The 12714-nt window shown below is 69.5% G+C and carries 8 protein-coding genes and 4 tRNA genes; 5 read left to right on the top strand and 7 right to left on the bottom strand.

The window, feature by feature from the left end; translation table 11 throughout:
• Positions 1 to 2 precede the first annotated feature (2 nt).
• From ACTWQO_RS40050 to ACTWQO_RS40020, 7 genes are all read right to left on the bottom strand, one after another.
• Positions 3 to 635 carry a DUF2461 family protein gene (locus tag ACTWQO_RS40050; RefSeq protein WP_443242291.1) on the bottom strand — a complete coding sequence of 211 codons (633 nt, stop codon included), beginning with the start codon at positions 633 to 635 and terminating at the stop codon, positions 3 to 5.
• A gap of 129 nt (positions 636 to 764) precedes the next feature.
• Positions 765 to 837: transfer RNA gene (locus ACTWQO_RS40045), tRNA-Lys, on the bottom strand.
• A 109-nt stretch (positions 838 to 946) separates the two neighbouring features.
• Complete coding sequence (locus tag ACTWQO_RS40040; RefSeq protein ID WP_443242290.1) at positions 947 to 2482, bottom strand: amino acid permease; 1536 nt, start codon at positions 2480 to 2482, stop codon at positions 947 to 949.
• Between the two features lie 48 nt (positions 2483 to 2530).
• Complete coding sequence (locus ACTWQO_RS40035; RefSeq protein ID WP_443242289.1) at positions 2531 to 2656, bottom strand: hypothetical protein; 126 nt, start codon at positions 2654 to 2656, stop codon at positions 2531 to 2533.
• Between the two features lie 471 nt (positions 2657 to 3127).
• Complete coding sequence (locus ACTWQO_RS40030; protein ID WP_443242288.1) at positions 3128 to 5302, bottom strand: DEAD/DEAH box helicase; 2175 nt, start codon at positions 5300 to 5302, stop codon at positions 3128 to 3130.
• Positions 5303 to 5519: 217 nt separating this feature from the next.
• A complete protein-coding gene (locus ACTWQO_RS40025; protein WP_443242287.1) occupies positions 5520 to 6074 on the bottom strand; it encodes a hypothetical protein in 555 nt (184 codons plus the stop codon).
• Positions 6075 to 6184: 110 nt separating this feature from the next.
• A complete protein-coding gene (locus tag ACTWQO_RS40020) occupies positions 6185 to 6535 on the bottom strand; it encodes a metallopeptidase family protein (protein ID WP_211362888.1) in 351 nt (116 codons plus the stop codon).
• A gap of 104 nt (positions 6536 to 6639) precedes the next feature.
• Between ACTWQO_RS40020 and ACTWQO_RS40015 the strand changes: the two genes are divergently transcribed.
• From ACTWQO_RS40015 to hrpA, 5 genes are all read left to right on the top strand, one after another.
• Positions 6640 to 8226 carry a metallophosphoesterase family protein gene (locus ACTWQO_RS40015; protein ID WP_443242286.1) on the top strand — a complete coding sequence of 529 codons (1587 nt, stop codon included), beginning with the start codon at positions 6640 to 6642 and terminating at the stop codon, positions 8224 to 8226.
• Between the two features lie 80 nt (positions 8227 to 8306).
• Positions 8307 to 8379: transfer RNA gene (locus ACTWQO_RS40010), tRNA-Glu, on the top strand.
• A 37-nt stretch (positions 8380 to 8416) separates the two neighbouring features.
• Positions 8417 to 8491, top strand: a tRNA-Asp gene (locus ACTWQO_RS40005).
• A gap of 24 nt (positions 8492 to 8515) precedes the next feature.
• Positions 8516 to 8589, top strand: a tRNA-Phe gene (locus ACTWQO_RS40000).
• Between the two features lie 137 nt (positions 8590 to 8726).
• Positions 8727 to 12680: an ATP-dependent RNA helicase HrpA gene (gene hrpA / locus ACTWQO_RS39995; RefSeq protein ID WP_443242285.1), complete on the top strand. Its 3954-nt coding sequence runs from the start codon at positions 8727 to 8729 to the stop codon at positions 12678 to 12680.
• The last annotated feature ends 34 nt before the right edge of the window (positions 12681 to 12714 follow it).

The following is a 12714-nucleotide window of genomic DNA, read 5'->3' as shown; positions in this document are numbered from 1 at the left end:
GGTCAGGCGGCGCTCTTCACGTGGCGGACCAGCCACATCAGCAGGGCGTCCAGGTCCGCGGCGGCCGAGAGGACCCGGTCGACCGCCTCCGGGGTGTGCAGCCACTCCTCGCAGCCGAGAGGGCGGGCGGCGATCAGCGAACGGTGGCGCAGCAGGTTCGTACGGGAGTGGTCCGTCGGATAGCCACGCGGGGGGCGTTTCATCACGTCCCCGGAGATGTCGTAGCCCTTCTTCCGCAGCTCCTCGACGATGGCGGACAGTTCACGGCCGCTCCCCTCGGAGGCCACGGCTTTGCGGAACATGTCCACCTGGCCGGGATCGGGGTACCACCAGGCGCCCTGGATCCGCAGGCCGTCCAGGTCGAACCGGAGATTGATCTCGATCTTGCGGCCGAGCCGGATCATCGCGCCCTGGTGCTGCCACCACCAGGAGTCGGTGCGGTAGTGCCAGACGGAGAAGTCCTCGTACCGGGGGTCGGTGTCCGCGACCTCGTTGAGCAGGGCGATCATCGGCTGCCGGACCAGGCGTTCGCGGTCCGCGCGGTAGCGCTCGCGGGTCGCGTGGGTCGGTTCGCCCTGGAGCTGCCACAACACGTCCATGGCCTGCTCCGGCCAGCCGGTGAACTGTCCGCGCATGCGCGGAGGATAGCTCAGTGCGCTCCACGATCACGCCGGCCTCGGAAAACAAAGCAGCGCCCAAGCCGACCGAAGCCGACCTGGGCGCTGCGTAGCAGGTCAGAGGGCATACCCCCCGCCTACCACCCGTAGGCCCTGTGGGACTCGAACCCACAACCAATGGATTAAAAGTCCACTGCTCTGCCAATTGAGCTAAGGGCCCAGGCGATGTTGCCTCCCCGAGCATAGCCGGACACGGCCGGGACTCCGATCGGGTATCGGGGTCTCGGCCGTGCCGCCCCGGCAGGGCGGGCCAGGAGTGTCCAGGGGTGTTACGGATCGACCGGTTCGGGCGTGCCCTTGCGGGACGCCTCGCGGGCGATGGTCCGTTCGTGGTCGGGGTTGAGGAACCAGTGCCGGGCCGAGGCCAGCCACCAGGTCGCGGCGAAGCCGAGGACGACGAGGACGGCGACCGGGGCGTAGTTGAAGGTGTCCGAGGTGACCGGGGAGACCTGCGGCAGCATGAAGAGGACCGTGATCACGACGACCCACGCCACCGCCACCACCCCGATCGGCCGCGACCAGCGCCCCAGATGCCACGGCCCGCGCTCGAAGTCCTCGCCCTTCCGCAGCCGCAGCAGCGTCGGGATGACGTAGGCGATGTACAGGCCGATCACGGCGATCGACGTCACCGCCGCGTAGGCCGTGACATTGATCAGATACGGCAGCCCGAGCACCAGCGCGCCCAGCGCCGCCAGCCACACCGCCGCCACGGGGGTGCGGGTGCGCGGGTTCACCGTGTGCCAGAGGTGGGAGAAGGGCAGCGCGCCGTCCCTGGAGAAGGCGTAGATCATCCGGCTGTTGGCCGTCACCGACGCCATCCCGCAGAACAGCTGCGCCCCGATCACGACCAGGAGCAGCAGCTTGCCCGCCGTCGCGCCCAGCGCGTCGAGCAGGATCTGCGCGGGCGGTGCGCCGGTCGGCGACGTGAGAGCACCCTCGTAGGACTGGATGGCGAAGGTGAAGCCCAGGAGCAGGACGAACCCGGCTATCCATGACGTCCAGATGGACTGGACTATCCCCTTCGGGCCCGCCGTCGACGCGTCGTGTGTCTCCTCCGTCATGTGGGCGGAGGCGTCGTAGCCGGTGAAGGTGTACTGGGCCATGAGCAGGCCGAGCGCGACGACGTACACGCTGCTGCCCCAGCCCGTGTTGTTCACGAACTCGCCGAACACGAAGGACGCGGACTGGTGCTGGTCCGGGGAGAAGGTGAGCGCGCCGACGATCAGGGCCACGCCGAGCACATGCCACCACACGCTCACGCTGTTGAGCAGGCCCACCACCCGCACGCCGAAGGTGTTGAGCAGGCCGTGCAGCACCAGGATGCCCGCGAAGAGGAGGATCGTGCGGCCGGGCGTGACCTCGAAGTCGAACTGCAGGTTCAGGTACGCGCCCAGGAAGGACGCCGCCCCGAAGTCGATGCCCGCGGTCACCGCGACCTGGCCGAGCACGTTGAACCAGCCCGTGAACCAGGCCCAGGCGGCGGCCGTTCGCGGGGGCGCGAGCCGGTGGGCCCAGAAGTACAGGCCCGCCGACGTCGGGTACGCCGAGCAGATCTCGGCCATCGACAGGCCCACGAACAGCGTCATCAGTCCGACCGCGACCCAGCCCCAGGTGATCACGGCGGGACCGCCGGTGTTCATGCCGAACAGATACAGCGTCAGGCATCCCGACAGGACCGAGATGATCGTGAAGGAGACCGCGTAGTTGGAGAACGCCGACATGCGGCGGGCAAGGACCTGCGTGTAGCCGAGCTGGGCCAATCGCTCTTCGTCAGACAGCCCACTCACTTTGGCGTCATCTGTCATGCCCCCAGCGATTCCCTCGCCGGGGGCATGACACACGTCACAACTTGGCTAGAAAATGGCCCTCCAGGAAAGGCCCTTGTAGTACTGCCACCCGGTCGCGATCTTCACCCGGGCCGCGAAGGACCCCTTGCCGTTGCCGGTCTGGCGGTACGGGTTCCCCGCCGTGTCCCGCATGACCAGGTCGCTCTTCCCGTCGCCGGTGATCTCGCCGACGCCCCCGTTGCGGGCGAGCGCCGCTCGCGACCCTGGTGAGGGTCAGCTTGCCTGCCTGCTTGTCATGCGTGACGACGTGCCCGTCACCGAGCTTCGCCTCGCCGGCCTCCGCGAGGTCGTGGGCCGTGAAGCTGTGCTCGTCCGCCGTCCACAGGGTGTCACCGTCCAGAGCGGCGGCACCTGGGGTGCGCGTGACGACCGGCCCGGTCTCACCGATCTCGTATACCGACTGCTTAGCCGGGGCCGTGTGGATCCCAGTACCGGTCCGACTTCGCGGCCGCGACGACTCATCGAACTTGGGTGTACCGGCCGCGGCGACCGCAACGCGCAGGTCACGGCCGACCATGCGATTTCGGAAACGCCGGAAGGGCCCGCACGACCGAAGTCGTACGGGCCCTTCCTCACTTCACTACTTCACTACTTCACTCGGCGTCAGCCGTTGCGCTTCCAGCGCGGCTTGTCGTCCCGGCGGCCGAAGGAGGAGGAGCCGGACCCGGTGCCGGTGCCGGTGCCGCCGCGGTGGTCGTCACGGCGGCCGTAGGGGCGCTCGTGGCCGCCGGAGCGGAAGCCCGGGCGGTCGCCCTGGCGGTCGCGGTTGAAGGGGCGGTCGCTGCCGCGGTGACCACCGCGGTCGTCACGGCGCTCGAAGGAACGGCCGGCCGGGCGGTCGGACGGACGGTCGTCCCGGCGGAAGCCGCCACGGTCGTTGTCGCGACGCTCGAAGGGACGGCTGCCACGGTCGCGGTCGAAGGAGCGGCCGCCACGGTCGTCACGGCTGTCGTCCCGGCGGAAGCCACCACGGTCGTTGTCACGACGCTCGAAGGAACGGCCGCCACGGTCATCACGACGGTCATCGCGACGGAAGCCACCACGGTCGTTGTCACGACGCTCGAAGGAACGGCCGCCACGGTCATCACGACGGTCGTCCCGGCGGAAACCACCACGGTCGTTGTCACGACGCTCGAAGGAACGGCCGCCACGGTCATCACGACGGTCATCGCGACGGAAACCACCACGGTCGTTGTCACGACGCTCGTCGCGACGGAAGCCACCCCGGTCGTTGTCCCGGCGCTCACGACGCTCGTACGGCGCCGGAGCCTCGGCCCGGTCCACATCCTGTGCGACCGGCTGCTCCGGCACGGACGCCTCAAGGGCCTCCACCACCGCGGCCTGCGCCTCGGCGACCGCGGTCTCCGGGTCCTCGCCGCGCTCGCGGGCGGACCGGGCGACCAGGCGGTCGGCCTCTTCGCGCAGCTCGGCGGCGCGCCGCTGCGCCCGCTCCAGCTGCTTGCTGAGGTGAGCGACCTCACGCTCGGCCTGCTGCGCGGCGTTGCCCGCGGACTCGGCCTGGACCTCGGTCATCGAACGGGCGCCGGTGATCTCGGCGACCTCGGGCTCGAACGCCGTACCGGAGTTGATGATGTGACGGCCGGCGTCGACGCCCGCGTCCTCCATCAGCCGGAAGATCTGGCGGCGCTGGTGCGGGAGCGAGAGGGAGACGACCGTGCCGGTGCGGCCGGCTCGGGCGGTACGGCCCGCGCGGTGCAGGTAGTCCTTGTGGTCACCGGCCGGGTCGACGTTCAGGACGAGGTCGATGCCGTCGACGTGGATGCCGCGCGCCGCGACGTCCGTGGCGACCAGGCAGTTGACGTAGCCGTCCTTGAAGTCGGCCAGCGTCCGGGTGCGCGCACCCTGCGTCATGCCGCCGTGCAGCGCGTCGGCCTTCACACCGGCGTCGCGCAACTGCTCGGCGACACGGTCGGCGCCCAGCTGGGTGCGGACGAAGATGATCGTGCGGCCCTTGCGGGAGGCGATCGCGGCGGTGACCGGCGCCTTGTCCTTGGGCTTCACGACGAGGATGTGGTGCGACATGGTCGTGACGGCGCCCTGGGCGGCGTCGACCTCGTGGTGGACCGGGTCCTTGAGGTACCGGTCGACGAGGGTCTTGATCTCGTTCTCCATGGTCGCGGAGAACAGCATCCGCTGACCGCCCGCCGGAATCTGGTCGAGCAGCTCGGTGACCTCGGGCAGGAAGCCCAGGTCGGACATCTGGTCGGCCTCGTCGAGTACGGCGATCTGCACGTTCTCGAGGGAGCAGGCACCGCGGTTGATGATGTCGCGGAGGCGGCCGGGCGTGGCGACGAGGATGTCGACGCCGCGCTCGAGGGCGTAGATCTGGTTGCCCATGGAGGTGCCGCCGCAGACGACCTTCATCTTCAGGCCGACGACATCGCCGTACGGCTGCAGCGCGTCCGCCACCTGCATGGCGAGCTCACGGGTCGGGGTGAGGATGACGGCGCGGGGCTTGCGCTTCTCGGTGCGGCCGCCGGCCAGCGTGGCCAGGGCCGGCAGGCCGAAGGAGAGGGTCTTGCCGGAGCCGGTGCGGCCACGGCCGAGGATGTCCTTGCCGGCCAGGGCGTCCGGGATGGTCGCGGCCTGGATCGGGAAGGGGCTGGTCACGCCGTTCTGCGCGAGCTTGCGCACGACGCCCTCGGGGAGACCGAGGTCCGCGAAGGTGAGCTCGGGGGCCTCTGCGGTCTCGGGAGCCTCTACGGTCTCGTCCCCGTTCTCGGGCACGACGACGTGATCAGTACTGGAAATGGACATGCGAATGCGAAACCTTCCGGAGTCTCGTCGGCACGCGCCCGTCAACTCCGTGATTTCGCAATACGACCGCCTCTATGCGGTCAGCCACGGCAAGGGAGAGAACGCGCCACACGGCGCGCTCTTCTATGGCGCCGGGCAAATGATTCAAACGATCTATAACCATACGCACCCACCAGCCCCCAAGGCAAACCGCTCCCCCGAGAGACAGGTCACACCCTCACGCCGGTGACCCCGCGGTCGGCGCCGGCTCCCGCTGGGCCAGCTGCGGTGCCGTCTCGCCATGCGCCGACGACGACGGCTCGGCGACGGTCGGGTCCGGCGAGGCGGTCGGCGACGGCGGCGTGGGCGTCGGCTCCGGCGCGACCGTCCGCGTAGGCGTCGGCTGCGGCTTGGTCGGCACGGGCTCGCCCGCCCCGCCCGTCCCGCCGGGCCCACCCGGACGCACCGGCGCCGAAGGAGCCCCGCTCCCAGGCGCGGAAGCCGAAGCCGAAGGCCGCCCGGACTCCTTCCCCGGCTTGCCCTTGCCCTTGCCGTCCCGCTTCTCCCCGCCGCCCTTCCCGTCCCGCTTGCCGCCCGTCGCCGCCCCGTACCCGGAGCCACCGCCCGACACGGCCGACCCCCCGTCGGGCGCCTCACCACCTCGCTGCCCGGCGGAATGGGACGGCTTGGAGTTCCCGCCCGGCCCGTCGTCACCCACGCTCATACAGCCGGCGGCAGCGGCGACGGCCACGACCGTGGCGGCCAGGCGAACGGGTACGTACAAGGGGCGCACGGGCAGCCACCTCCGGGGAGGGCGAAGAAGTCAACCTGCCCAACTCCCGCCGCCCACAAGAGGACACGCGCCAGACGACACGTGACGCGTCACACTGGACAGACGACGCCTCAGCCGTACCCCAGCGCGTGCAGCCGGGCGTCGTCGATCCCGAAGTGATGCGCGATCTCGTGCACCACCGTCACCTCGGTCTCCTCCACGACCTCCTCCCGCGACTCGCACATCCGCAACGTCGGCCCCCGGTAGATCGTGATCCGGTCCGGCAGCACCCCGGCGTACCACTCCCCGCGATCGGTCAGCGGAGTCCCCTCGTACAGGCCGAGCAGCTCGGGATCGTCCGCGGGCGGTTCGTCCTCGACGAACACCGCGACGTTGTCCATCAGCCGCGTCAGCTCCGGCGGGATACGGTCCAGCGCCTCGGCGACCAGTTCCTCGAACTCCTCGCGCGTCATCTCCAGCACAGGGACATTGTCCGGTACGGAACGGTCGTAGGAGGGTCACGGCGACGGTATGAGAGTCACCGCCGCCCCGCATATCCGCTGCCGGACTTGGGCATACGGGACCAATGGCCGCCCGCGTCCCCAACGTCGCCGCCCTGAACCGCGTACGCCGGGCACCGCGTGCGCTCGCCCGCCGCTACCGTTCCCGCCGCCCGCACCCCGCCGTCGAACTCGTCCCCCAGCCCCACCCCTGGAGCCGCGCCCTGGGGCTGGTCGCGGTCGTGCTGCTGGGCGCCTGGCTGGGCCTGCTGATCGTCGGGAACGTCCGGGTGCCCGTCGGGCCCATGGACACCACCATGACCCTGCGCCCCTCACTCGCCGGCGGCACGAAGATCAACGTCTCGCCGCTCGGCGCACTGCAACTGGACAGCCACATCGCCCCGGTCCGCCTGGACGTGAACGTCGACCAGCTCGACCCGGTCCGCTCCCAGGCCCTCGTCGACCACCCCGAACGCCTCTCCGGCCTCCAGGACGAAGTCGGCGAGGACGTCGGCCGCGGCGCGCTCGACCTCGCCCTACGCTCCTGTGTCGCCGTCGTCTCCGGCGCCACCGCTCTCGGCCTCGCGGTCTACCGCCGCCCCCGCCGCGCCCTCGCCGCCGGCGGCCTCGCCCTCACCCTCCTCGCCGCGTCCGGCGGCACGGCCTTCGCCACCTGGAACCCGAACTCGGTCCTTGAGCCCAAGTTCTCCGGCCTGCTCTCCTCCGCACCCTCCCTGGTCGGCGACGCACGCAGCATCGTCACCGAATTCGACGTCTACCAGAAGGAGTTGGCACGCCTCGTCACCAACGTGACGAAGCTGTACGACGCCACGTCCACGCTCCCGGCCTACCAGCCCGACCCGACCACGATCCGGGTCCTGCACGTCTCGGACATCCACCTCAACCCGGCGAGCTGGAAGATCATCGCCTCGCTGGTGGAGCAGTACAAGGTGAACGTGATCGTCGACTCCGGTGACACGATGGACCATGGCACCGCCGCCGAGAACGGCTTCCTGGACCCGATCGAGGACCTGGGCGCCCCGTACGTCTGGGTCCGCGGCAACCACGACTCCATGATCACCCAGCGCTATCTGGAGCGTATGAAGAACGTCCACGTCCTCGACGACGGCCGGGTGGTGTCCGTCGCCGGCCTGCGCTTCGCGGGCATCGGCGACCCCCAGTTCACCCCCGACCGCACGAACGAGACCGGAGCCGAGCAGTCGCAGGAACTGGCGGGCGCCCGGCTGGCCTCCGCCCTGCGCGACCGGAAGGCCGCCGGAGAGCCGGTCGACGTGGCCGTCGCCCATGAGCCGTCCGCGGCCCGCGAGACGGACGGCCAGGTGCCACTGGTCCTGGCGGGCCACCTCCACCACTCCGAGATGGAGGTCATGCCGTTCGGCACCCGGCTGCGCATCGAGGGCTCCACGGGCGGCAGCGGCCTGCGGGCGATCGAGGGCAAGTACCCCGACCCGATCGAGACGTCGATCCTCTACTTCGACCGCGACACCCGCCGCCTCCAGGCCTGGGACGAGATCAGACTGGGCGGCCTGGGCCTCACGACGGCGGAGGTGGCCCGCCACCTCCCGGAGGAGAACCAGCCGGGAGCCGCCCCGTCACCCACGCCGACCCCGTCTCCGTCGCCCTCCCCCACTCCCGCGACCACGTCCCCGTAAACCGTTTTGGCGATACCTCCCGCCATCCCATATGCTTCTCACGTCCCCGACGCGCTGAGAGGCGCCCAGGCGGGCCGATAGCCCTCATCGTCTAGCGGCCTAGGACGCCGCCCTTTCAAGGCGGTAGCACGGGTTCGAATCCCGTTGGGGGCACGCAACACCGTGTGCGACACTGTCGTACGCATCGCTTGGTCCTGTGGAGCAGTTTGGAGTGCTCGCCACCCTGTCAAGGTGGAGGCCGCGGGTTCAAATCCCGTCAGGACCGCTGAGGTTCCTCTTGGAACCTCGCGGCTGGGTAGCTCAGTTGGTACGAGCGATCGCCTGAAAAGCGATAGGTCGCCGGTTCGACCCCGGCCCCAGCCACAGCCCAAGGGCCCTGCTCAGCGAGCGGGGCCCTTGATCATTTCGCCGTTCACGGCAGTGCGCAGCTCCCTGAGACCGGTCCGCCGGAAACAAAGCGTTCGCCACCGATTTCCCCGGGATGAGATCCTGGACCGCGTATGTCTACGCACCCCGCCCCCGGCACCCCCGCCCTCGGCGCCCTCGCCCCCCGTCTGGCCGAACTGTCGCTGCGCGACGCGCACCGGCTCGGCCGGCGGCTCGAAGGTGCCCGCAAGATCCGCAAGCCGGAGGCCCGCGCCGCCGTCCTCGCCGAGATCGAGGCCGAGGTCGCCAAGGCCGAACAGCGGATGGGCGAGCGACGGGCCCGCGTTCCCGCCGTCAGCTATCCCGAGCAGCTTCCGGTCAGCCAGAAGCGCGACGACATCGCGGACGCCATCCGCGACCACCAGGTCGTGATCGTCGCCGGTGAGACCGGGTCCGGGAAGACCACGCAGATCCCAAAGATCTGCATGGAGCTCGGCCGGGGCGTGCGCGGCATGATCGGGCACACGCAGCCCCGGCGGATCGCCGCGCGTACCGTCGCCGAGCGAGTGGCGGAAGAGCTGGACACCCCGCTCGGCGAGGCCGTCGGCTGGAAGGTGCGGTTCACCGACCAGGTCAACCCGGACGCCACCTTCGTCAAGCTGATGACCGACGGCATCCTGCTCGCCGAGATCCAGACCGACCGCGAGCTGCGCGCCTACGACACGATCATCATCGACGAGGCCCACGAGCGGTCCCTCAACATCGACTTCCTGCTCGGGTATCTGGCCCAGCTGCTTCCCAAGCGGCCGGATCTCAAGGTCGTCATCACCTCCGCCACCATCGACCCCGAGCGCTTCTCCCGGCACTTCGGTGACGCCCCGATCATCGAGGTCAGCGGGCGTACCTACCCCGTCGAGGTGCGCTACCGGCCCCTTCTCGAGGACGACTCCGACGACTCCGACCGCGACCAGATCACCGCGATCATCGACGCCGTCGAGGAGCTTCAGGGGGAGGGGAAGGGCGACATCCTCGTCTTTCTCTCCGGTGAGCGGGAGATCCGGGACACCGCCGACGCGCTCGTGCGCAAGCAGTACCGCTTCACCGAGGTGCTGCCCCTCTACGCCCGCCTCTCTCACGCCGAGCAGCACCGCGTCTTCCAGCCGCACACCGGCCGCAGGATCGTTCTGGCGACCAACGTCGCCGAGACCTCCCTCACCGTCCCGGGCATCAAGTACGTCATCGACCCCGGCTTCGCCCGCATCAGCCGGTACAGCCATCGCACCAAGGTGCAGCGGCTCCCCATCGAGCCGATCTCCCAGGCCAGCGCCAACCAGCGCAAGGGCCGCTGCGGCCGTACGTCCGACGGCATCTGTATCCGCCTCTACAGCGAGGACGACTTCGAGGCCCGCCCGGAGTTCACGGACGCGGAGATCCTGCGTACGAACCTCGCGTCCGTCATCCTGCAGATGACCGCCGCCGGACTCGGCGAGATCGAGAAGTTCCCCTTCATCGACCCGCCGGACCACCGCAACATCCGCGACGGCGTCCAACTCCTTCAGGAACTGGGCGCGTTGGACCCCACCCAGAAGGATTCGCGCAAGCGCCTCACCGACACCGGCCGCAAGCTCGCCCAGCTTCCCGTCGACCCGCGGCTGGCCCGGATGGTCCTGGAGGCCGACAAGAACGGCTGTGTCCGCGAGGTCATGGTCATAGCCGCCGCCCTGTCCATCCAGGACCCGCGCGAGCGCCCGGCCGACAAGCAGACGCAGGCCGACCAGCAGCACGCCCGCTTCAAGGACGAGACCAGCGACTTCCTCGCCTATCTCAACCTGTGGCGCTACATCCGCGAGCAGCAGAAGGAACGCGGCTCGTCGTCCTTCCGCCGGATGTGCAAGCAGGAGTACCTGAACTTCCTGCGCATCCGCGAATGGCAGGACATCTATACGCAGTTGAGAACGGTCGCCAAGCAGATGGGCATCCATCTCAACGAGGAGGACGCGCCCGAGCAGAGGGTCCACGTCTCCCTCCTCGCGGGGCTGCTCTCCCACATCGGCATGAAGGACGTGAAGGACGGCGCGAAGAACGAGTATCTGGGCGCCCGGAGCGCCAAGTTCGCGATCTTCCCCGGCTCCGCCCTCTTCAAGAAGCCCCCGCGCTTCGTGATGTCCGCCGAACTGGTGGAGACCAGCCGCCTCTGGGCCCGCGTCAACGCCCGCATCGAGCCCGAGTGGGTCGAACCCCTCGCCGAGCACCTGCTCAAGCGGACGTACAGCGAACCGCACTGGGAGAAGGACCAGGCCGCGGTGATGGCGTACGAGAAGGTCACGCTCTACGGCGTCCCGATCATCGCCGACCGCAAGGTCAACTACGGCCGGATCGACCCCGAGGCGTCCCGCGAGCTGTTCATCCGCAACGCGCTCGTCGAGGGCGACTGGCGCACGCACCACAAGTTCTTCGCCGACAACCGCAAGCTCCTCAGCGAGGTCGAGGAGCTGGAGCATCGCGCCCGGCGCCGGAACATCCTCGTCGACGACGAGACGCTCTTCGACTTCTACGACCAGAAGGTCCCCGAACACGTCGTCTCCGGCGCCCACTTCGACTCCTGGTGGAAGCACAAGCGGCATGAGCAGCCCGACTTCCTCGACTTCGAGCGCGAGATGCTCATCCGGGAGTCCGCGGAGGCGGTCACCAAGGCCGACTATCCGGACTCCTGGCGGCAGGGAAACCTGAAGTTCCGGGTGACGTACCAGTTCGAGCCGGGCGCGGACGCCGACGGCGTGACCGTCCACATCCCGCTCCAGGTCCTGAACCAGGTCACGGACGAGGGCTTCGACTGGCAGATTCCGGGGTTGCGGGAGGAAGTAGTCACCGAACTCATCCGCTCCCTCCCGAAGCCGATCCGCCGGAACTACGTACCGGCGCCGAACTTCGCGAAGCGATTCCTGGACACGGCGGTCCCGCTCCAGGAGCCCCTCACCACCACCATGGCCCGCGAGCTGAAGCGCATGGTGGGCGTTCCCTTCACCACGGACGACTTCGACTGGTCCAAGGTCCCCGACCACCTCCGGATCACCTTCCGGATCGTCGACGAGCGGCGTCGCAAGCTGGCCGAGGACAAGGATCTGGAGACCCTGAAGCTCCAGCTGAAGCCGAAGGCGAGGAAAGCCCTCTCGCAGGCCGCGGCGGCCACCGCCGAACGCCAGGGCGGCGAGTCCCTGGAGCGCAAGGGCCTGACCGACTGGACGATCGGCTCCCTCACCCGCGTCTTCGAGACCCGGCGTGCGGGGCAGCCCGTGAAGGCGTACCCGGCGCTGGTCGACGACGGGGACACCGTCTCCGTGCGCCTCTTCGACACGGAGGCGGAACAGCAGCAGGCCATGTGGTTGGGCACGCGGCGGCTGATCCTCCGCAACATCCCGGTGAACCCGGCGAAGTTCGCGTCCGAGAAGCTGACGAACGCCCAGAAGCTCGCCCTGTCCGCCAATCCGCACGGCTCAATCCAGGCCCTGTTCGACGACTGCGCGATGGCTGCGGCGGACAAGCTGATCGGCGACTTCGGCGGGCCGGTCTGGGACGAGGAGTCGTACCGGAAGCTGTACGACAAGGTCCGCGCCGAGATCGTCGACACGACGGTCCGTACGGTGGAGCAGGTGCAGCAGGTCCTCGCCGCGTGGCAGGCCTGTGAGCGCCGCCTGAAGGCCGTACGGAGCCCCGCGCTGCTGCCGAACCTGGCGGACGTACGGGCGCAGCTGGACGGCCTCGTGAAGCCGGGCTTCGTGACGGAGACGGGGACGCGGCGGCTGCCGGACCTGATGCGGTACCTGGTGGCCGCGGACCGCCGGCTCCAGCAGATGCCGACGAACGTCCAGCGGGACACCACGCGCATGGAGAAGGTCCACGAGATGCGGGACGAGTACGCGTGGCTGCTGGAGCAGATGCCGCAGGGCCGGCCGGTGCCCTCCTCCGTCCTGGACATCCGCTGGATGATCGAGGAGCTCCGGGTCAGCTACTTCGCCCACGCGCTCGGCACGGCGTACCCGGTCTCCGACAAGCGCATCGTGAAGGCGATCGACGCGGCCGCTCCGTAACCGGCCCCGCACCCTAAGTGAGTTCGACCAGGCG

It is taken from the genome of Streptomyces sp. 4N124, from assembly GCF_052245395.1.
Classification (GTDB): domain Bacteria; phylum Actinomycetota; class Actinomycetes; order Streptomycetales; family Streptomycetaceae; genus Streptomyces.
The sequence above is the reverse complement of the archived record's forward strand: the minus strand, read 5'-3'. Positions and strand labels throughout refer to the sequence as shown.

Excerpts from the sequence above, each read along its gene's own strand:
- ACTWQO_RS40050 (WP_443242291.1), bottom strand. The coding sequence starts at position 635 with ATGCGCGGACAGTTCACCGGCTGGCCGGAGCAGGCCATGGACGTGTTG.
- ACTWQO_RS40040 (WP_443242290.1), bottom strand. The coding sequence starts at position 2,482 with ATGACAGATGACGCCAAAGTGAGTGGGCTGTCTGACGAAGAGCGATTG.
- ACTWQO_RS40035 (WP_443242289.1), bottom strand. The coding sequence starts at position 2,656 with ATGCGGGACACGGCGGGGAACCCGTACCGCCAGACCGGCAACGGCAAG.
- ACTWQO_RS40030 (WP_443242288.1), bottom strand. The coding sequence starts at position 5,302 with ATGTCCATTTCCAGTACTGATCACGTCGTCGTGCCCGAGAACGGGGAC.
- ACTWQO_RS40015 (WP_443242286.1), top strand. The coding sequence starts at position 6,640 with ATGGCCGCCCGCGTCCCCAACGTCGCCGCCCTGAACCGCGTACGCCGG.
- hrpA (WP_443242285.1), top strand. The coding sequence starts at position 8,727 with ATGTCTACGCACCCCGCCCCCGGCACCCCCGCCCTCGGCGCCCTCGCC.